We start from the raw sequence: 20,620 nt of genomic DNA, 5'->3' as shown, positions 1-20,620 counted from the left end.
AGGGGTGGTGAGCCGGACCTCTGGCGACACGGCTCGTATCCGGGCGGCGGCGGTGGATTGTCGGGAGTGGGAGATAGCCTCCGGTCACCTTGATGAGATCACCAGGAAAGGGACGTGATGAAGCTTCTCCTTACCGACTCGGGCATCCAGAACAGGAGCATCCGCGACGCGCTCGTCGACCTGCTGGGCAAGCCGATCGAAGAGTCCACCGCGCTGATCGTCCCTACCGCGCTGCACGCCCAGCAGGGCGGTGCCGTCCAGGCATACCGGGTGGTCAGCGGGCAGGAGGACAGGGCGCCCATGGCCCAGCTGGGCTGGAAGTCGCTCGGCCTGCTGGAGCTCACCGCGCTGCCGAGCATCGGCGAGCAGCGCTGGGTCCCGCTGGTCGAGGAGGCCGACGCCCTGCTGGTCGAGGGCGGTGATCCCATGTTCCTGGCCTACTGGATGCGCGAGTCCGGCCTGGCCGGCCTGCTGCCCACGCTCAGCGACACCGTCTACGTGGGGCTCAGCGCGGGCAGCATGGTGATGACCCCCCGCATCGGCGAGGACTTCGTCCGCTGGAGCCCGCCCGACGGCGGCGACCAGACGCTCGGCATGGTCGATTTCGCGATCTTCCCGCACCTGGACTATCCCGGGATGACCTCCAACTCCATGGCCAACGCCGAGAAGTGGGCCGCCGCGATGCCGATGCGGGCGTACGCGATCGACAACCAGACCGCCATCAAGGTGACCGGCGCAGACGTCGAAGTCGTCTCCGAGGGGCAGTGGCGACTGTTCAACTCCTGAGGTGTCCCGCCGCCCGTCCCGGCCGCCGCATGCGACCCCGCGGGGCCGCGGTCAGCGGCCGGGGACGGGTGCGGCCGCAGGCAGCGCGGATGACGCCGGCAGATCCCCCGGCCCGCTTCTCGGCCTGCCTTTGTGGACACTTATGGCCTGCGTGCGGTTGTGCCAGACTCGCCGAATGACAGCGACGGCCGACGGCCTCACCGGCGATCCACATGAGATGCTCGGCCAGCTGCGCGCCGCCGCTCCGGCCCACCGGATCCCGCTCGGCCCCACCAAGACCGGCTGGCTGGTCACCCGGTACGCGGACGTGAAGCGCGCGCTCAACGATCCGCGCCTGTCGAAGGCGGCCCTGAAGGAGGTGCGGCTCACCGGCAGCCTGCCGCTGCCGCCCGAGGTCCAGGCCGCGACGAGCACCCACATGCTCAACGCCGACCCGCCGGAGCACACCCGGCTGCGGCGGCTGGTGTCGAGGTCGTTCACCGCGCGGCGGATCGAAGGGCTGCGTCCCCGCGTCGAGCAGCTCACCCGCGACCTGCTCGACCGCCTGGACGGCAGGGACGAGGCCGACCTCATCGACGACTTCGCGTTCCCGCTGCCGTTCCAGGTGATCTGCGAACTGATCGGACTGCCCGACGTGGACCGCGACACCTTCCGCGGCTGGACCAACACGATGGTCGCGGGCGCCGCGGTCCCGCCCGAGGAGACGAACGCGGCGGCGAGGGCGGCCGCGGGGTATGTCGCGCAGCTGCTGGAGCGCAAGCGGGCCGAACCGGACGACGCGCTGCTGAGCAGCCTGATCGAGGCCAGCGACGCCGGTGACCGGCTGAGCGCCGACGAGCTCAGCTCGCTGGTGTTCGTGCTGCTGCTCGCCGGGCACGAGACCACGGTGAACCTGATCGGCAACGCGATCTACGTGCTGTTGCAGCGGCCGGAGCTGGCGGCGGCGCTGCGGGCCGACGAGTCGCTGCTGCCGGCGGTGATCGAGGAGACCCTGCGGTATGAGAGCCCGGTGAAGAACGCGACCCTGCGGCTGGCGGTCGAGCCGGTGACCTTCGGAGACGTGACGATCCCGGCGGGGGAGATCGTGGTGCTCTCGTTGATGTCGGCCAACCGCGACGGCGGGTCGTTCGCGGCCGCGGGCGAGTTCGATCCGCACCGTCCTGACGCTGACGGCCACGTCGCGTTCGGCCACGGCATCCACTTCTGCCTGGGTGCGCCGGTCGCCCGGCTGGAGGCGCAGGTGGCCGTCGGTGCGCTGCTGCGCCGCTTCCCCGCGCTCCATGCCGCCGTGCCGCTGGAGGAGCTGCGGTGGCGGCCGGGCCTGATCATGCACGGCCCCGTCCACCTGCCGGTCCGGCTGACGTGAGGCTGCTGCCGCTCGGGGGCATCGGGCACGCTGCGTGTCCGGCCGCCGGGCGGCTCAACGGGTGGAGAAGTACCAGGCCGCTGACGTGAGGATCGTCGCCACCAGGACGGTGAACACGGTCCCGCCCACTGCCGGAAGGACCCAGCCGGCCAGCCCCGGCCTGGTCAGGACGAGCATCTTGACGGTGAACACGCCGAAGAACAGGCAGCCGAGCAGCGAGTGCAGCAGCACGCGGGTGTCGTAGTGCTGGAACCCGATCCCGTACAGGCAGAAGACTCCGATCGGCACGGCGGCGAAGAACGCGATCCGGCCGGACCAGCGGTGGACGGTGCTGATCCAGGGCGCGGGTGTGATCGCACGGATCCTGCCGTACATGGCGAGCGCCGACACCAGCTGGACCAGTGCGAAGACCGTGACGACGGTGGCGAGCCAGCTCTTGACGACGATGAGGTGCTCGAAGCCGCTCACCCGGAAGACGACGCTCGCGCCCCGGTGGTTGGCGCCGTAGACGCCGAGTGCGACGGAGACCAGGGCGCCGATGAGCAGGGGGAGCAGCAGTCGCGCGCTGTTCCGGGCCGGCGCCTGGCTCACCGCGTCACCACCAGCCCGTAGTTGTCACCCGCGTGGTGCACCATGACGCTCAGAATGGAGATGATGAGCGCGATCAATGCGCCGACGGCCAGTGTGATGACCGGTGACTTGATCTTCATTGGCGACGACCCCGATCCAGCGGAACGCCCGCAGACCGAAACTATCAGCCGGACAACCTGGCCGAAGGCTGTTCGGACCGGACCTGGACCTGCTCCGCTGACAGCCCGCGATCACCGCGCGGCGTGACCTGGCGCACAGTTGTCGATGCCCCGGAGGCGCCCGGCACCTTCTCAAGATCTACTGGACGGATGGAGGAACTGAGCGACCTGACGACCAGATGGGTGCACGGCTGGGTGGCCGCCCGGTCCCTGCCCGCACCCGAGGACCTCGGGGACGGATGGCGGGTCCTGTGCCACCAGCCGGGACGCGACATCGAGATCTTCGCCCGGCACGCCGACCACGACCCCGCCTCGGTCGCCAGACTCGCCGCCCGGGTCGCCGACACCGCCCAGACGACGTGGCTGACCGTGCCCACCACCCGCCCCGAGCAGACCGCATCGCTGCTCCAGGACCACGGGCTCACGCTGCTCAAACGCAACGAGCAGCTGATGACGGCAGACCTGCGCGCCCAGGCGCACCACGACGTGCCCGCGCCGTACCGGCTGCATCTCGAACCTTCCGCCTCGGGGCTCTACGTCGAGGTCCGCGATCCGGCCGCGGAGGTCGCCGCTCGCGGAGCGGTCGGCCTGACCCGGGACGGCGCCGTCATCGACCGCATCCTCACCTGGCCCGACCATCGGCGGCGCGGCCTCGCCAACGCCGTGATGAGCGCACTCGCCGACGGCGCGCTGCGGCAGGGGATCGGATCGGGCCTGCTCATCGCCAGCGAGGACGGCCAGCGGCTCTACACCGCACTGGGCTGGACCGCGGCGGCCCACGTACTGATCGCCACCGCGCCCGGCATGGTCCGACCTCAGGACTGAGCGAACGCGGCCGCCCGCTCGCCTGCGCCCGGGTGTCACCGGACCAGGGCATGCCGGACAGCGTCGCCGCATGCACGGCGCGGTTCCCGGTGATCAGATTGTGATCACCGGGAACCGCGGTATTCAGGCCACCTTGGACGGAGACGTGGGCGCCACCACCAAGCGGATGCCGATCACCTGCCGGTCACAGCGGGCCGATCCGCCGGTGTCGCCGCGTCAGGCCGCGCAGTCCGAGGCGATGCGCGTGGGGCGTCGCCCGACCCGATCCGCAAGCCGCGCGGCTGTCCGGCCGGAGGCGTCGGGCGGCCGGTCCGGCGCCCCGGGTCGTGCGGAGCCGTACCGTCATCCGCTCCAGGACGGTGGGCTTCGCCGGGTCGTCGCGGCGGGTGCAGAGCGTGAGGAGCCAGGCGTCGAGGAGCCCGGCGTCGACGTCGACGCGGAAGGTGCCGTCTTCCCGCACGCGCTCGGACGCGCAGAGGTGGCGACGGCGAAGGACCGGTGGCAGGCAGGCAGGCACGGCTGCCCGGTTTTCGAGCATGGAGATACACCCATTCCAATGAGAAGTCCACAGCAGGAAGGCACGCGGCGCACAGGCGCGACGCGCGACAGGTTCAGCGCTCGGTGGGTCTCAAAGGAGGTACAACGGACGGTCCTCAGCTCGATGAGATGGCTGAGCGGCACGTTAGCGGCCCGCGGCGGCTCCGGTCCACCGGTTTCGCGCGCCTGCCGGTGCCATCGGCGCTGCGAAATGTCGGCAGATCGAAGGTATTGACTCCCATGGGGGCGGCATCTACGGTTGCTGCACTGGCAACCCAGTGAAACGTTTCAATGCCCGGATATGCCATCTGGCCGTCCCAAGCCTCGCGCATGCCGTATCCGGGTCCTGTCGCCCTCAGGAGTAGGTATGCCGCATCTGATGATGAAACGGCACTGGCGATGGTGTGCGGCCGTGACGGCCGCCTTCGTCGCGATCTCCACCGCCGTCGTCGCCTGGACCGTCCCCGCCCAAGCCGCAACCCCCGTGAGCGTCTCGGGCGCCCACTGGATCTGGTATCCCGAAGGATCCCCCGCGAGCAGCGCGCCCGCCGCCGACCGCTACTTCCGGAAGGTCTTCACGGCACCGTCGGGCGGCATCAGCGACGCCCAGCTGGTCATCACCGGCGACGACACGGTCGACGCGTGGCTCAACGGGATCCCGCTGGCCGGGTCACCCCGCATGACCGACTCGTGGAAGCAGGCGCTCTACATCGACCTGCAGGCCGCGCTGCGTCCCGGCGCCGCCAACACCCTCGCGGTGGTGGCCCGCAACACCGCGGCCGGACCGGCCGGAATGATCGGCCGGGTGCACGTCACCGGCTCCACCACGGTGGACTTCACGACCGACGGGTCGTGGAAGGCCTCGCAGAGCCCGGCCGCCGGCTGGGAGCAGCCGGGTTTCAGCGACAGCGGCTGGCCCGCCGCCGCTGACCTGGGCGCCTACGGCATGGGCCCGTGGAACTCCAACGTGCTCGGTCCGGACACCGCGGCCGGTTCGCCGCTGAGCGTGGCCGGTGCGACCGTGGAGCGCCGCGCCAACCCCCTCGGCGTGGACGCGGCCAAACCCCGCCTGGGCTGGAAGCTCGGCGCGTCGACAATCCAGCAGCGCCAGGGTGCCTACCAGGTCATCGTCGCGAGCACCGCCGCGCTGGCCGGGGCGAACACCGGCGACGTCTGGGACAGCGGCCGGGTGGCCAGCGTGAAGTCCGTCGACGTCCAGTACGGCGGACCGGCGCTGGCCTCGATGCGCGGCTACTTCTGGCGGGTGCGCGTGTGGGACGCCCAGGGCCGCGTCGGCCCGTGGAGCGGCACCCAGACGTTCGAGACCGGCCTGCTCAACTCGGCTTCGGAATGGCAGGCCGCGTTCGTCGGGCAGCCCGGTTCCGCGGTGGGGCTGAACGGCTCGACCTGGATCTGGTACCCCGAGGGCGACCCGATCGCGGGGCTGCCGCCCATGACCCGCTACTTCCGCCGGACGTTCAGCCTGTCCTCGGTCCCCTCCGGCGGCACGCTCGTGGTGACCGGCGACGACACCGCCGACGTGTGGGTCAACGGGGTGCAGGTCAGCACCTCGGCGCGGGTCACCGACTCGTGGAAGCAGGCGGCGGTGATCGACCTGGCCGGCCGCCTGACCACGGGCACGAACGCCATCGCGATCTCCAGCCAGAACACCACGCAGTCGCCGACCGCCGTCATCGCCCAGCTGACCATCCCGGGCGTCTCGACGATCAACACCGACGTGTCGTGGAAGGCGTCCCAGACCAACCCGTCGGGCTGGCAGCAGGCCGGGTTCAACGACAGCGGCTGGGTGGCCGCCCGCGCGCTGACCGCGTACGGCACCGGGCCGTGGGGCGCCAACGTCGTGGTACGCCGCGGCGCGCCCCTGCTGCGCAAGTCGTTCACGGTCGGCAAGCCCGTGGCGTCGGCCCGGCTGCTCACCACCGCCCTGGGCCTGCACGAGACCCGCCTCAACGGGGCGAAGGTCGGCACCGACGTGCTCGCGCCGGGCTGGACCGACTACAACAAGCGCCTCCAGTACAAGGTGTACGACGTGACCGGGCAGATCGTGCAGGGCACGAACGCGCTCGGCGCCTGGCTCGGCGACGGCTGGTACTCCGGCAGCATCGGCATGGCCGGATCGCAGCGCTACGGCACCCAGCCGTGGTATTCGGCGAAGCTGCTGCTGACCTTCACCGACGGCACCAGCACCACCGTGACCACCGACGGCAGCTGGAAGTACGCGCAGAGCCCGATCACCGCCGACGACCTGTACATGGGCGAGCAGTACGACGCCCGCAAGGTGATCTCCGGCTGGGACGCGGCCGGATACGACGACGCGGCCTGGACGGCGGTGGCCGTACGCTCGGGCACCCTGCCCGCGCTGGTGTCCCAGGTGGACCCCGGCGTGACCGTGCAGCGCCAGCTCACCCCGGTCTCGGTGACCCAGCCGCAGCCCGGAGTGTGGATCTTCGACCTCGGCCAGAACTACGCCGGGTGGGACCGGCTGCGGGTGACCGGCCCGGCCGGGACCACCGTGACGCTGCGCCACGGTGAGGTCCTCAACGCCGACGGCACGCTCTACACCGCGAACCTGCGGGTCCCGGGCCTGGCCACGGACCGGTTCACCCTGGCCGGCACGGGCGGCGAGGAGATCTTCGAGCCCCGGTTCACCGTGCACGGGTACCGGTATGTCGAGGTGACCGGATTCCCCGGCACGCCGACCGCGCAGGCGATCACCGGCCAGGCCGCGTGGACGTCCGGCGTGGCCCTGGGCACGCTGACGACCTCCAGCAGCCTGATCAACCAGATGCAGAGCGCGATCGTATGGGGGCAGCGGTCCAACATGCTGTCCATCCCCACCGACTGCCCCAACCGGGACGAGCGCCTCGGCTGGACCGGTGACATCGCCAGCTTCGCGGCCACCTCGACGTTCAACGTGGACGTGACCGGGTTCCTGGACAAGTTCGCCGACGATCTGACCGACGCGCAGCAGTCCAACGGCGCGTTCACCGACACCGCGCCGTACGTGTGCTGCGGTGCCGGGACCGCCGGTTGGGGCGACGCCGGAGTGATCGTGCCCTACACCATGTGGCAGCGCTTCGGTGACACGAAGGTCATCGACGACCACTTCACGGCCATGACGCGCTGGGTGGACTACCTGCGCAGCACGGCCGCCGCGGACCTGATCCGGGACCAGGGCGGCTACGGCGACTGGCTCAACGTCAACGACGACACCGCCCGCAACGTCATCTCGACGGCGTTCTTCGCCCACTCGGCGCGGATGGTGTCGCAGATGGCGGCCGCGACCGGGCACACGGCGGAGGCGTCGAGCTACGGCACCCTGGCCGATCAGGTCGCCGCGGCGTTCACCAGCCGGTTCGTCGCCGGCGACGGCACCGTGTCGGGCAACACCCAGACCGGGTACGTGCTCGCGCTGGCCTTCGGGCTGCTCCCGTCGAACCTGGTCGCTCCGGCCGTGAACAAGCTGGTGGCGAAGGTGGCCGCGTCCGGCGGGCACCTGACCGTCGGCTTCCTCGGCGTGGAGAACCTGCTGCCGGTGCTGGCCGACAACGGCCGGGCCGACATCGCGTACCAGATCCTGCTCCAGACCTCGTATCCCGGCTGGGGCTACATGCTCAGCCGGGGCGCGACCACGATCTGGGAGCGCTGGGACGGCATCCGCACCGACGGCAGCTTCCAGGACGTCGGGATGAACTCGTTCAACCACTACGGGCTCGGGTCGGCCGGCGACTTCCTCTACCGGCAGGTCGGCGGGCTCGGCCCGGCGAGCCCGGGATACCAGTCGCTGCTGGTGGCTCCGCGTCCCGGCGGCGGGCTCAGCTCGGCGAAGTCGGCGTACGAGACGCCGTACGGCCAGGCGGTCAGCGACTGGACCAGCAGCGGCGGGACGTTCACCCTCCGGGTCACAGTGCCCGCCGGGGTGACGGCGCTGGTCAAGGTCCCGGCGACCTCGGCAGCCGTGGTGAGCGCCCCGGCGCAGGCGGTGCCCTTCGGGTACGGCTCCGGCGCGGCGTCCTACTACCTGCCCTCGGGCAGCTACACCTTCACCGCACCCGCCTGACCAGCCTCACCCCGAAGGTCCGATGGCCGCTTACCGGTCATCGGACCTTCACTTTCATCGTCAGGCGTCGAGTCGGTTACGGCGAATGATCGGCGGCGGCTCTCGCCGAGTTGAGCAGGTCGTGCAGCGACGTCACCGTGGCGTCGAAATCGGCTGAGGCGAGCACCGGACCGACGTTGTTCCGCGCACCAGCCGTGAGGCCTTGCGTTGATCGTTCATATTGGCGCCATGACTTTCGTACCGCCACCGCCGCCCCCGGCGAAGAGCAATGTCAAACGCATCCTCGTCGTCGTCGCCATCGTCCTGGCGCTCTGCTGCGGCGGCGTCATCGCGGGCGGGGCGCTGCTGTTCCGCGGCGTCGAGGAGGCGACCGCCCCGGCCCGCGACGCTGCGGTCGGCTACATCCAGGACGTCACGGCGGGGGATTACCACGGCGCGTACGGGCGGCTGTGCGACAAGGTCCGGACCGAGACCTCGGAGGCGGAGTACACCCGGATCCAGGCGGCGCAGCTGAAGATCAGCAAGTACGAGGTGATCGGCACCAGTGTCAAGACGATGAACACCACCACCAGCGCGGTCATCACCATGCGCATCACTCAGGCTGAGACGGGAGCCGTCATGACGCAGAGCTTCCCGTTGCTCAAGGAGGACGGGCAGTGGCGGGTGTGCGGCTGAGGCGGCACTGCCGGACACTGGGGCCGGCGCAACAGCCATACCCACCGGCCCTGCGGGCCAGTTGAACGGCCGGTGGCATGCCGGATCGGCATGCCACCGGGCCGCGTGCGAAACATGCCGATGGCGGGGCCTGGGCGGTCAGACCACGGTGACGGGAGCAGCACCGTCGGCCGTCAGATCGGCTACGGCGACTCGTTCCGGGGAGCACCTGCGCCGCGCAGTGCGATCCGCGATCCGAGCCCAGCTGAGAACACCATGCCCAGGACCACGAGAAAAGCAGCCGAGACCCGGCCCTGGGTAAGGAAGATGGCCACCGGCGGCAGAGCGTAGATGACCACGGCCAGAGAGAGCAGCCAGATCGGGGTCCTGCTGAACAGCGCATGCATCCCGCTGTTATACCGCCCGTAGTCAACGGCCGCTCGGCCGCTTGCAGCAGTTCGCCGGGGTCACGCTCACGGTGAGCGGAAGCGGCCCGTGGCACTGTATCGGTATGAGACATCGCATTGCGGTGGTCGGGGGCGGCCCCGGCGGCCTGACCTTCGCCCGGGTGCTGCACCGCCACGGCCATCCCGTCACCGTCCTCGAACGCGATGCCGCCCCCGACGCCCGCCCCCCGGGCGGCACGCTGGACCTGCACGAAGGGCTGGGCCAGCTCGCGCTGGACAAGGCGGGGCTGCGGGACGGGTTCCAGGCGCTGTCCCGCCCCGAAGGGCAGGCCATGCGCATCCTGGACCCGGACGGGACCGTCCTGCGCGACTGGCGACCCCGACCGGACGAACTGGCCAATCCCGAGATAGACCGCAGGCAGCTGCGTGACCTGCTGACCGGCCCGCTCGACGTCCAGTGGGGCCGGGGCGTGGCACAGGTGGTGCCGGGCACCCGCGACGGCGTACTGGTCCATTTCGCGGACGGGCGGCAGGAGACGTTCGACTTCGTCGTCGGCGCGGACGGCGCCTGGTCCCGGACCCGCCCCGCGGTGTCTCCGGCGACGCCGCAGTACACCGGCGTCACCTCGGTCGAGACCTCCCTCGACGACGTCGACACCCGCCACCCCGACCTCGCCCGGCTGATCGGCGACGGTTCCATGGCCGTGTACGGCGTGAACCGAGCCGTCGTCGCCCAGCGCAACAGCGGCGGTCACATCAAGGTCAACGCCCGGTTCCGCGCACCCCTGGAATGGCACCGGAACCTGGACCTGGCCGACGACGAAGCCGTGCGATCGAACCTGCTGGCCCTGTTCGACGGCTGGGCCACGCCCGTCCTCGACCTACTCCGCCACGGGACCGCCTTCGTCCACCGCCCTGTCTACGTCCTGCCCGTGTCCCACACCTGGACCCACGTCCCCGGCGTGACGCTGCTGGGCGACGCCGCCCATCTGATGCCGCCGCTGGGGGCGGGCGCGAACCTCGCGATGCTGGAAGGCGCCGAACTCGCCGAGACCGTCGCCATGCTCGGCTCCGGCGAGCTGGACGACGCCGTCCGCGCCTTCGAGGAGCAGATGTGGGCGCGGGCCGGCAGGTGGGCGAAGATCACGACCGCTGGCCTGGAACGCCTGGTGAGCCCGGACCCCGCCGAAGCGATCGCCCACTGGGACAGAGTCAACCCGTCCTGACCGCCGAGCACGAGAGGGCCGGCCCCACAGCGGCCGGCCCTTCTCCGGCACCCGCTCAGACGACGGTGATGGGCAGGTCGAGCAGTTCGGCGACCGCGCGCAGCTCGGCGACGCGGTGGCCGGTGCCCAGCGCCCAGTGGTGGGCGATGCCGCTGGCCGACCAGTCGTCGGTCCACTCGCCGGGGTCGCGGCCGAAGTCGATGCGCGACGACGTGTTGCCGATCGCCAGCAGCGGGCCGGGCACCGCCCGTCCCTCCGAGGCGACCAGCGAGAACCGGCCGGTCCGGTCCTGCGCCAGCCCGCACAGCGTCACCGGGCCGTGGCTGACGTCGAACTCGACCGACACGCCCCAGCCGCGCTTGCCGTGGAAGACGCCCAGCCCGCGCAGCATCGGCTTGCCGGAGCTGATCGCCAGGTGCGCGGGGCCGTCGTGGCCCATCTCCACCACGTTGTCGGTGAAGTTGAGCGCCTGCAACTCGGTGAACGAGCCGCCCGCGCCGAGGCGGTCCATCAGCAGCATCGCCAGCGACGTGCGCAGCTCGAACTCGCCGCAGGCGGGGATGCCGCGCGCGGTCAGCAGGGAGGCGCCGAGGATCATCCCGGCGCCGACCCGCTCGTGGGTCTCCCCGTCGAGGCCGCGGTGGTAGTAGGCCAGGGAATCCAGGTCGAAGTCCTCGACCAGGCGGTCCAGCGCCACCGAGACGGTGGCGGCCCAGCGGAAGTCGTCGTCGGCGACGGTGACGTCGAGCTGGAAGACGTCGCGGGCCAGGTCCATCCGGGCCAGGGTCTCGGCCTCGGTGACCTTCTCGGTGCGTACCCGCAGGTCGTCGATCTCCAGGATCTCGACGTGCCCGCCGAGCTGTGCCGAGACCAGGGTGGGGTCGGTCGACACGTCCATCATGCCGGGGTAGAGGTGGCCGAGCAGCCCGTGCCGCCCGTGCCGGAACGCCGCCCGCACGCCCGCGGCCTTGACCCACCGTCCGATGCGCAGCCAGGCGGCGTCGGATTCGAGGTAGCCGGAGACCGAGCGCACGTCGATGCCGCAGCGGCGGAAGGCGTTGGTCATCTCCGGCAGGGGACAGGCGCCGCAGTAGGCCAGCCACGCGCCGGTGTCGAAGGTGGCGTGGTCCATCGCCTCGGTGGGCTGGAGGTTGAGCAGCAGCACCGGGGCGCCGGTGCGCTGGGCGACGGGCACCAGCATGTTGGCGGTCATGTACGTGGTGAGGAAGCCGATCACGAGGTCGCAGTCGGCCCGGCGCAGGGTCTCGGCGGCCGCGGCGCCCTCCCGCGGGTCCGAGATGAACCCGGCGTCGATCACCTCGCAGTCCAGCTGCGACAGCCGCTGCGCCACGCGGCGGGCGGACTCCTGCAACTGCGGCAGCAGGTTCGGGAACTGGGGCCAGTACGCGCCGAGGCCGCCCGACACCAGGCCGACGCGGGTCTTGCGGGGAGCGATCCGGGCGATGCCGGGATGCGGCTCGGTCAGCATGCTGGCTCCTGACGCAGCGTTGAAATGTTTCAAGTTTGAGCCACGACGGTAGGTCGACTCGATCGGGCTGTCAAGAAGATCCCTCGGATTTGGAGCCTGAACGTTGCGGGCGTGTGCCCGTGGCCTTGACCCGTTCACGTTTTTGACCTTAGGCTGAAAACATTCGCTCCTGAAACGTTTCAATATCTGCATGCGCTCTTCGTGGCTGTCCCACCACATCGAAGGAGTATCCCCATGCGGCGACTACTGGCACTGGCCTGCACGGTCATGGCCATGATCTGGCTCGTACCCGCCCCGGCACACGCCGACGTCGCCGTCACCGTGATCAACGGTGACAGCGCGGGCAACCAGATCAGCCGATTCGACACCGACGGCAACGCCCTCGACGCACACGACGGGTCCCTGCTCCAGGTGGGCGACCTCTACTACCTCTACGGCACCAGCTACAGCTGCGGCTACACCTACAACGCCGGGCCCAACAGCGGCGGGTTCTGCGGCTTCAAGGCCTACAGCTCGGCGGACCTGGTCCACTGGAACGATCGCGGCTACATCGTCGCGCCCGGCCAGTGCCAGTACTGCTTCCGCCCGCACGTGATCTACAACCAGTCCACCGCCACCTACGTCATGTGGGCGGACATGGGCATCGGCAACAGCTACGGCGTCTTCACCAGCCCGACCCCGGCCGGGCTGTTCACCCGCCAGGCCAACCCGAGCCTGGCCGTCGGCGGCGCCGTCGACGAGGCCCTGTTCGCCGACAGCGACGGCAGCGCATACGTCATCCACAACACCACGATCGTCAGCGCCGGTCTGACCGCCGACATGGTCGTGGAGAAGCTGACACCCGACTACCTCAACACCACCGGCCAGTACGTCCGGCTCGGACTCGGCAACGTCGAAGGCTTCGCCGCGTTCAAGCGCAACGGCGTCTACCACGTCCTCATGTCCGACCCCACCTGCGCCTACTGCGCCGGGTCCACCGGCGAGGTCACCGCCACCTCGATGCTCGGACCCTGGTCCGGCGTCTGGTACGACCCCAACGGGTTCGACATCAACAACAACCGGCCGCAGCCGCGCAACCGGTCCCGCATCGTCAACGCCGACAACTGCGGCGGCCAGCCCCTGGCCGTCCTGCCGATCACCCGGACCGGCGGCACCGACTACCACTTCGTCTCCGACCGCTGGGTCGCCAACCTGCCCGCGGGCAGCAACCCCAACCAGTCGCTGGCCAACTTCTACCTCGGCCCGCTGACCTTCGACGGCGTGGGCACGCTGCAGAACTTCACCTGCGCCAACACCGCGAGCGTGACCCTGCCGGGCTCGCCGACCGGCGCCTACACCGCCTCGCCGGACCGCGACCAGCACAGCGGTTTCGACGGGTTCCGGCACTACTGCGACATCGCCGGCAACGTGTGGCGCCAGCAGAGCTTCACCCCGTCGCGCACGGGCCTGCTGGCCAGCGTCTCGGTCACCACGTTCCAGCGCAACCAGCCGACCCAGCCGCTGACCGTCGACATCGTCGACACCGCCACCGGCGCGCTGCTGCAATCGTCGTCGCTGGCCCCGGCCACCGTCGGCTGGGCACCCGCCGCGCTGGCCGTGCACCCCAACGTCGCGGTCACCGCCGGGCACAGCTACACCGCGCGCCTGCACACCGCCACCACGCAGGGGTGCTACGGCTTCGAGTACAACGACGCGAACCCGTACCCGGGCGGGTCGGAGAGCTACAGCACCAACAGCGGCGGCGGCTTCACCGCCGAACCGGCCCGCGACCTCAAGTTCACCACCGACGTGAACACCGCCGGGGCGTACGTGCCCGAAGGGCTGCCCGCCGGGTACACGTACTGCGCCGGTGAGGGCGGCACGTGTACGTTCACCGGGACCCGCACCGTCGCCTACGGGGCGGGCGGCTACCGGTACACGACCGCCACCGGTTCCGCGCCGTGCGGGATCGTCGCGTTCGGCGGCGACCCCGCCGTCGGGGTGCTCAAATCCTGCTACGTCGCTCCGGCAGGCGGCCCGGCCGGGTACACGCAGTGCGCCGGCGAGGGCGGCACCTGCTCGTTCACCGGCACCCGGACCGTCGCGTACGGGTCCGGCGGCTCCTTCGCGTACACGGTGGCCGGCGGCGGCACCGCCTGCGGTGTCGGCGCCTTCGGCCGCGACCCGCTGCCCGGCGTGCTCAAGTCCTGCTACCTCGCGAGCACCGCGGCGCCCGCCGGAGGCTGGCAGCAGTGCGCCACCGAGGGCGGGACCTGCGCGGTGAGCGGACCCTCGACCGTCATGTACGGCACCAACGGCAGCTTCCACACCCGCCAGGCCGGCGCACCGGTGCAGTGCACGGCGGCCAACTTCGGCGGCACCCCGCCCGGTGACGGCGCCAAGGCCTGCTACGTGGCCACGGGCGGCCCGGTCGGCTACGGCGCGGCCTGCGCGGCCGAGAACGGGACCTGCTCGTTCAGCGGGTTCCGCACCGTCGCCTACGGCGCCGCCGGGCGCTTCACCTACCGGTCCGTCAGCGGCGGAACAGCCTGCACGAACACGGCCTTCGGCCTCGATCCCGTCTACGGGACCGCCAAGAACTGCTACCTCGCGCCCTGAACGGAGACCCCCATGTCCAGAAAGCACAGAACCAGGCTCGCCCACGCGGGCGCGCTGCTGGTGCTGATCGCCGCCCAGCTCCTCGCCGGGCCCGCCCCGCAGGCCAGCGCGGCCTACACCACCACGATCACCAACTTCGACGCCGCCGGCAACCAGGTCGTCCGCTTCGACACGGCCGGTAACGCGGTCGACGCCCACGACGGCGACCTGGCGCTGTTCGGCGGCGTCTACTACCTCTACGGCACCAGCTACGACTGCGGCTACCAGTGGAACGGCGCGGGGACGCCGTTCTGCGGGTTCAAGGTGTACTCCTCACCCGACCTGGTGCACTGGACCGACCGGGGCAAGCTCTTCGACGCCACCACCTCGACGTGGCAGACGCGCTGCAACGGCAGCACCTACGGCTGCTACCGCCCGCACGTCGTCTACAACAACAGCACCGGCCAGTACGTGCTGTGGATCAACAGCTACGACAACGTCAGCGGGTTCCACGTCTTCACCAGCACCCAACCGACCGGCCCGTTCACCCAGACGGCCGACCCGACCCTGGCGGTCAACGGCGGCGCACCCGCGAGCGGGCTGAAGAACGGCGACCACGACACCTTCGTCGACGACGACGGCACCGCGTACCTGGCCTACACCGACTGGGTCAGCGGCGGCGGGATCGTCGTCGAGCGGCTCAACGCGAGCTACCTGTCGGGCACGGGCAGCTATGTCCGGGTGACGCCGAGCTCCACCGAGGCGCCGGCCCTGTTCAAGCGCAGCGGCACCTACTACCTGACGTACTCCGACCCCAACTGCGGCTACTGCTCCGGCACCGGCACCTCCTACCGCAGCGCGACGTCGGTCCTGGGCACCTGGTCCGGCGGCACGAACATCAGCACCAACTCGTGCGGCGGGCAGCCGTCGTTCGTCACGCCGATCAGCCTGACCGGCGGCACGGCCTACCTCTACGGCAGCGACCTGTGGAACAACGCGGCGCCCAACGAGGCGCTGGCGAACTTCTACTGGGCACCGCTGACCTTCTCCGGGTCCGCGATCAGCACCATGACCTGCCAGAACACGGTCACGCTCGCGCTGACCACGGGCTCGGCGGGAGCACAGGACACCGTCACGGACCTGGACCAGCACGACGGGGTGGACGGGTTCCGCCGCTGGGCCGACATCGGCCCGGTGTCGCGCATCCAGACCTTCGTGCCGTCCCGCAGCGGCACGCTGACCAGCGCGTCGCTGACGACGTTCCAGACCGGCAACCCGAACGCCGGGCTCACCTTCGACATCTACCAGGCCAACGCGTCGTTCCAGCCCACCGGATCGCCGCTCTACACCGTGACCGTCCCCGCCTCGTCGATCGGCTGGTCACCGCGCTCGGTCACGATCAACCCCAACATCTCGGTCACGGCGGGCACCCGCTACGGCATCGTGGCGCGCTCGACCACCACATCCGGCCTCTACGGCTGGGCCTTCAACGAGAACGCGCCCTACCCGTCGGGCGGCAGCGCGTACAAGAACAGCAGTGTGAACTGGACGGCCGAGACCAACCGGAGCCTGAAGTTCCAGACCACGGTCGGCGCCAGCGGCGGCGGCTGGACCTACTGCGCCGCGGCCGAGAACGGCACCTGCTCGGTCTCCGGCACGGCCGTGGTCCGGTACGGGGCCGGCAGCTCCTACCTGTACAAGACCGTGACCGGCAGCATCGGCTGCAACCAGACCGCGTTCGGCGGCGACCCGATCTTCGGCACCGTCAAGCACTGCGACAGCTCACCACAGCCGTCGGGCAACGGCTGGACGTCCTGCGCCGTCGGTGAGACCGGCACCTGCACGTTCGCCGGCACGAAGTCGGTCGCCTACGGCGCCAACGGTGCGTTCGTCTACCAGACCGCGACCGGCAGCATCGGCTGCAACCAGACCGCGTTCGGCAGCGACCCGATCTTCGGCACGGTCAAGTCCTGCTACTACAAATAACCAGTGATCATCCGGCGGCCGTCGAGGGTGACCTCGGCGGCCGTCACTCGTCGGCGACCAGCACCACGATGAGGGTACGGGGCCCGTGGACACCCTCCACCCGCTGCAACTCGATGTCGCTGGTCGCCGACGGGCCGCTGATGAAGGTCAGCGGCCGCCGGGGGTCGACGCGGGCCAGCAGCTCGGGCACGGTCTGCACCACCTGCGCCGCGTGGACGACGCAGATGTGCCGGTCCGGGACGAGAGTGATGGCGCGGCGGCCCTGGTCGGCCGAACCGTCCAGGACGATGGTGCCGGTGTCGGCCGCTGCGGCGGCGCACGCGGTCAGGACGGCGTCGGTGCGGTCGAGCTCAGCGGGAGACAGGGTCCCGTCGTCGACGACGGCCTGCGGGGGCAGCCAACCCACCGGCAGGCCGGGCGGCACGACGACCCGGTCCAGGCCCTCCAGCACCGTGGCCAGCACCGACTCCAGCGTCCGAGGTGTCGCCGGGTGCACGGCCGCCCGGTAGTCGACGAGCCGGTCGGTCAGCAGGTGCAGCAACTCGGGTGCGCCCGGCGGATGCTCGCCCGTGCGCCGGTAGTCACGCGGCACCTCGGCGGGGACGGCGGCACCGGACAGGGCGTGGCCGATCCGGGCCAGCACCTCGTCGCGGGCTGATGGGCTCGTCATTGCTTCCCCCGGTTGCTTCGCCACCAGTCTCGGAAGGTCTGCGCCGGCGGGGCCGGCGCGTCGCGGGCGGTGGTCCACGCCGACAGCGGCGGTGGCAGCCTGCGGATCCGGCCGCGCCGGGCGAGCAGCCGCCCGAGCCGGGCCGACCGGCCCGCCCACGCGAAACGCCGTGGTGAGGCCATGACCCAGGACGCGGCGGCCATCGCGACGGCCTCGGCCGAGGGCAGCAGGTGAGCTTCGGCCCGCTCCTGCGTGGTACGCCCGCGCAGGTGCACCAGCAGCGACGGGATGTCGATGCGCACCGGGCACGCGTCGAAACACGCCCCGCACAGGGTCGACGCGTACGGCAGCGACGGGTTGCCCGGCGTGCCGGTGAGCAGCGGGGTCAGCACCGCCCCGATGGGACCGGGATACACCGACCCGTACGCGTGCCCGCCGGTGCGCTCGTAGACCGGGCACACGTTCAGGCACGCGCTGCACCGGATGCAGTGCAGCGCCTCCCGCCCCACCTCGTCGGCGAGCACGGCGGTACGCCCGTTGTCGAGCAGGACCAGGTGGAACTCCTGCGGCCCGTCGCCGGGGGTGACCCCGGTCCAGGCCGACGTGTAGGGGTTCATCCGCTCGCCGGTGGACGACCGGGGCAGCAGTTGCAGGAACACTTCCAGGTCGGACCAGGTGGGGACGATCTTCTCGATGCCCATGACGGTGATCAGGGTGTCGGGCAGGGTGAGGCACATCCGGCCGTTGCCCTCGGACTCGACGACGAGCAGGGTGCCGGTGTCGGCCACCGCGAAGTTGGCGCCGGACACGGCGACCCTGGCGGTGAGGAACTTGCGGCGCAGGTGGGCGCGGGCGGCCATGGCGAGCGCGCGGGGATCGTCGGTGAGCGCGGGGTCCGCGCCGGGCATCTCGCGCAGGAAGATCTCGCGGATCTCGGCGCGGTTGCGGTGGATGGCCGGGACGAGGATGTGCGACGGCGTGTCCTGTCCGAGCTGGACGATCAGCTCGGCGAGGTCGGTCTCCCAGGCGGCGATCCCGGCCTCGGCCAGCGCCTCGTTGAGTCCGATCTCCTGGGTGACCATCGACTTGACCTTGACGACCTCGTCGGCGCCGGTGGCGCGGACGAGATCGGTGACGATCCGGTTCGCCTCGGCGGCGTCGCGGGCCCAGTGCACCGTGCCGCCGCGCGCGGTGACCTCACGTTCCAGCCGTTGCAGGTGTTCGGCCAGGCGGGACATGGTGGCGGCCTTGATCGCCTGACCGGCCAGGCGCAGCTGCTCCCAGTCGTCGACCTCGGCGACGACGGCGGCGCGCTTGCCGCGGATGGTGGCGGTGGCGGCCCCGATGTTGCGGCGCAGCTGCGTGTCGGCCAGCGCGTCGCGGGCGGCGTCGGGAAACGGCCGCCTCGCGTGCAGGGCCGCGACGTCGGCGGGTGCGTGCGCGGGCATGCCGAGGAAGACCCGGCTCATGACCCGGCGCCCGTCTCGGTGGCGGCGAGGATCTCCGCGATGTGCAGGGTACGCGTGCCGGAGGACAGCCGGCCGAGCCCGCCGCCGATGTGCATGAGGCACGAGGAGTCGCCGGCGGTGAGGACCTCGGCGCGGGTGGACAGCACCCGGGTCATCTTGTCGGCCAGCATGGCGGTGGACGTGTCGGCGTTCTTCAGCGCGAACGTGCCGCCGAACCCGCAGCACTGCTCCGCGTCGGGCAGCTCGATGAGGCTCAGCCCCCGCACCTGGCGCAGCAGCCGCAGCGGCTTGTCGGCCACGTGCAGCATCCGCAGCGAATGGCAGGTCGGGTGGTAGGTCACCCGGTGCGGGAAGTACGCGCCGACATCGGTCACCCCCAGCACGTCGACGAGGAACTCGCACAGCTCGAAGGTCTTCGCCGCGACGGCGGCCGACCGCTGCGCGAGCTGGTGGCGGCCCAGGCTCCGGGCGACGGTGGCGTGCTGGTGGCGGACGGACCCGACGCAGGAGCCCGAGGGGGCGACGATGGCGTCGGCGTCGGCGAACACGTCGGCGTAGTGCTCGACCAGGGGCAGCGCCTGGCGCTGGTACCCGGTGTTGATGTGCATCTGGCCGCAGCACGTCTGGGCCTGCGGGAAGACGACCTCGTGCCCGAGCCGTTCCAGCAACACGGTGGTCGCCTGCCCGACCTGGGGGAACAGGGTGTCGGACAGGCACGTCACGAACAGGGCGATGCGCATGCGCTACTTCCTGCGCTTGGTCGGCACGGGTTCGCTGGACTGGCGCACGACGAGTTCGGGGCGGAACACGACGTGGCGGTGCTCGTGCCGGTCGGGTTCGTTGACCTCCTCCAGCAGCAGCTGGGTCGCCGCGCGGCCCAGCTGCTCGCGCGGCTGGCGCACCGAGGACAGCGGCACGGCCGCGGCGGCGGCGAACTCGATGTCGTCGTATCCGACGATCGCGACGTCATGCGGAACGCGCACGCCGCGGCTGGTCATCTCCTGGAGCAGGCCCAGCGCGAGCAGGTCGTTGGCGCAGAACACGGCGGTCGGGCGCTCGGCGGCGGGCAGCTCGGCGATCTCCTGGCCGGCGGTGCGACCGGCGGCGACGGTGAGGTTGGTCGTGGCAACCAGCCGGACCTCCGGTCCGCTGGCCAGCGCGGCCGTGAAGCCGGCGTACCGGTCGGCGACCTGGCGGATCGTCAGCGGGCCGCCGACGAACGCGATGCGCGGGTGGCCGAGTTCGCGCAGGTGGTCGGCGGCGAGCTGGCCGCCGAGGACGTCGTCGACGGCGACGGAGCAGCGGTGGTGGCTGCCCGACCCGCGGTCGACGAGCACCACCGGGATGCCGTGTTCGACGAGCTGGTCCAGTCGCGCGTCGTGGGTCTCGTTGACCGGGGTGATCAGCACTCCGAGGACGCGCTGCTCGTTGAGGATGTCCAGATGGCGGCGCTCGCGCGCGACGTCCTCGCCGCTGTTGAAGATCATGACGTTGACCCCGGCGCCCTCGGCGGCGATCTCGGCGCCGCGCATGACGTCGGTGAAGAAGGGGTTGCCGAGGTCGAGCGCGACCATCGCCACGGTGCGGCTGCGCCCGGCGCGCAGCTGGCGCGCGGAGTCGTTGCGCACGTAGCCGAGTTCGGCGATCACGTCGAGCACGCGGCGGCGGGTGGCGACGGCCACGGCGTCGGGGTGGTTGAGCACATTGCTCACGGTCCCGATCGAGACCCCTGCCCGGCGGGCAACCTCCTTGATGCTGACGTTGGCCATGGCTCCTCGGTGGTGTGACGGAGGGTGGG

At 71.1% G+C, this 20,620-nt stretch carries 17 protein-coding genes; 8 read left to right on the top strand and 9 right to left on the bottom strand.

Features of this window, described 5'->3' with window-relative positions; all coding sequences use genetic code 11:
• The first annotated feature begins 117 nt into the window (after positions 1-117).
• Both Cs7R123_RS22440 and Cs7R123_RS22435 read left to right on the top strand, forming a co-directional pair.
• Positions 118-786 carry a Type 1 glutamine amidotransferase-like domain-containing protein gene (locus Cs7R123_RS22440; protein ID WP_212829685.1) on the top strand — a complete coding sequence of 223 codons (669 nt, stop codon included), beginning with the start codon at positions 118-120 and terminating at the stop codon, positions 784-786.
• Between the two features lie 175 nt (positions 787-961).
• The gene (locus Cs7R123_RS22435; protein ID WP_212829684.1) at positions 962-2,152 is read left to right on the top strand and encodes a cytochrome P450; all 1,191 of its coding nucleotides are present in this window, start codon (positions 962-964) and stop codon (positions 2,150-2,152) included.
• 54 nt (positions 2,153-2,206) lie between these two features.
• Here Cs7R123_RS22435 and Cs7R123_RS22430 read toward each other — a convergent pair whose 3' ends face one another.
• Positions 2,207-2,743 (bottom strand): DUF6529 family protein, encoded by a 537-nt coding sequence (locus tag Cs7R123_RS22430; protein WP_212829683.1) that lies wholly within the window; start codon positions 2,741-2,743, stop codon positions 2,207-2,209.
• Complete coding sequence (locus Cs7R123_RS40780; protein ID WP_280517321.1) at positions 2,740-2,862, bottom strand: hypothetical protein; 123 nt, start codon at positions 2,860-2,862, stop codon at positions 2,740-2,742. Before Cs7R123_RS40780 ends, Cs7R123_RS22430 begins: the two co-directional genes overlap by 4 nt.
• Before the next feature lie 189 nt (positions 2,863-3,051).
• On the opposite strand from Cs7R123_RS40780, the gene Cs7R123_RS22425 reads away from it, so the two are divergent.
• Positions 3,052-3,726, top strand: a complete 675-nt coding sequence (locus Cs7R123_RS22425) for a GNAT family N-acetyltransferase (protein ID WP_212829682.1) — start codon at positions 3,052-3,054, stop codon at positions 3,724-3,726.
• Positions 3,727-3,910: 184 nt separating this feature from the next.
• Here Cs7R123_RS22425 and Cs7R123_RS22420 read toward each other — a convergent pair whose 3' ends face one another.
• Complete coding sequence (locus tag Cs7R123_RS22420; RefSeq protein WP_212829681.1) at positions 3,911-4,264, bottom strand: hypothetical protein; 354 nt, start codon at positions 4,262-4,264, stop codon at positions 3,911-3,913.
• Between the two features lie 411 nt (positions 4,265-4,675).
• On the opposite strand from Cs7R123_RS22420, the gene Cs7R123_RS22415 reads away from it, so the two are divergent.
• Both Cs7R123_RS22415 and Cs7R123_RS22410 read left to right on the top strand, forming a co-directional pair.
• On the top strand, positions 4,676-8,344 hold the full coding sequence (locus Cs7R123_RS22415; RefSeq protein ID WP_244872080.1) for an alpha-L-rhamnosidase: 3,669 nt from the start codon (positions 4,676-4,678) through the stop codon (positions 8,342-8,344).
• A gap of 228 nt (positions 8,345-8,572) precedes the next feature.
• Positions 8,573-9,019 (top strand): DUF4878 domain-containing protein, encoded by a 447-nt coding sequence (locus Cs7R123_RS22410; RefSeq protein ID WP_212829680.1) that lies wholly within the window; start codon positions 8,573-8,575, stop codon positions 9,017-9,019.
• 182 nt (positions 9,020-9,201) lie between these two features.
• Here Cs7R123_RS22410 and Cs7R123_RS22405 read toward each other — a convergent pair whose 3' ends face one another.
• Positions 9,202-9,405 carry a hypothetical protein gene (locus Cs7R123_RS22405; RefSeq protein ID WP_212829679.1) on the bottom strand — a complete coding sequence of 68 codons (204 nt, stop codon included), beginning with the start codon at positions 9,403-9,405 and terminating at the stop codon, positions 9,202-9,204.
• 104 nt (positions 9,406-9,509) lie between these two features.
• Between Cs7R123_RS22405 and Cs7R123_RS22400 the strand changes: the two genes are divergently transcribed.
• Positions 9,510-10,631: an NAD(P)/FAD-dependent oxidoreductase gene (locus Cs7R123_RS22400; protein ID WP_212829678.1), complete on the top strand. Its 1,122-nt coding sequence runs from the start codon at positions 9,510-9,512 to the stop codon at positions 10,629-10,631.
• A gap of 55 nt (positions 10,632-10,686) precedes the next feature.
• Here the strand turns inward: Cs7R123_RS22400 and Cs7R123_RS22395 are convergent, their stop codons facing one another.
• Positions 10,687-12,120 carry an L-fucose/L-arabinose isomerase family protein gene (locus tag Cs7R123_RS22395; protein ID WP_212829677.1) on the bottom strand — a complete coding sequence of 478 codons (1,434 nt, stop codon included), beginning with the start codon at positions 12,118-12,120 and terminating at the stop codon, positions 10,687-10,689.
• A 234-nt stretch (positions 12,121-12,354) separates the two neighbouring features.
• Between Cs7R123_RS22395 and Cs7R123_RS22390 the strand changes: the two genes are divergently transcribed.
• Together Cs7R123_RS22390 and Cs7R123_RS22385 are read left to right on the top strand one after the other, a co-directional pair.
• The gene (locus tag Cs7R123_RS22390) at positions 12,355-14,718 is read left to right on the top strand and encodes a family 43 glycosylhydrolase (RefSeq protein ID WP_212829676.1); all 2,364 of its coding nucleotides are present in this window, start codon (positions 12,355-12,357) and stop codon (positions 14,716-14,718) included.
• Between the two features lie 12 nt (positions 14,719-14,730).
• Positions 14,731-16,683 (top strand): family 43 glycosylhydrolase, encoded by a 1,953-nt coding sequence (locus Cs7R123_RS22385; RefSeq protein WP_212829675.1) that lies wholly within the window; start codon positions 14,731-14,733, stop codon positions 16,681-16,683.
• 43 nt (positions 16,684-16,726) lie between these two features.
• Here Cs7R123_RS22385 and Cs7R123_RS22380 read toward each other — a convergent pair whose 3' ends face one another.
• Genes Cs7R123_RS22380 through Cs7R123_RS22365 form a run of 4 tightly spaced genes read right to left on the bottom strand, consistent with a single transcriptional unit; the run spans position 16,727 to position 20,591 of the window.
• Entirely contained in the window at positions 16,727-17,353 is a 627-nt protein-coding gene (locus Cs7R123_RS22380) for an LUD domain-containing protein (RefSeq protein ID WP_212829674.1), read from the bottom strand.
• A complete protein-coding gene (locus tag Cs7R123_RS22375) occupies positions 17,350-18,822 on the bottom strand; it encodes a LutB/LldF family L-lactate oxidation iron-sulfur protein (RefSeq protein WP_212829673.1) in 1,473 nt (490 codons plus the stop codon). Before Cs7R123_RS22375 ends, Cs7R123_RS22380 begins: the two co-directional genes overlap by 4 nt.
• Positions 18,819-19,562: a (Fe-S)-binding protein gene (locus Cs7R123_RS22370; protein WP_212829672.1), complete on the bottom strand. Its 744-nt coding sequence runs from the start codon at positions 19,560-19,562 to the stop codon at positions 18,819-18,821. Before Cs7R123_RS22370 ends, Cs7R123_RS22375 begins: the two co-directional genes overlap by 4 nt.
• Positions 19,563-19,565: 3 nt before the next feature.
• On the bottom strand, positions 19,566-20,591 hold the full coding sequence (locus tag Cs7R123_RS22365; protein ID WP_212829671.1) for a LacI family DNA-binding transcriptional regulator: 1,026 nt from the start codon (positions 20,589-20,591) through the stop codon (positions 19,566-19,568).
• Between the last annotated feature and the right edge of the window lie 29 nt (positions 20,592-20,620).

Source organism: Catellatospora sp. TT07R-123, from assembly GCF_018327705.1.
Classification (GTDB): Bacteria; Actinomycetota; Actinomycetes; order Mycobacteriales; family Micromonosporaceae; genus Catellatospora.
This window is presented reverse-complemented; position numbering and strand designations above follow the sequence as displayed.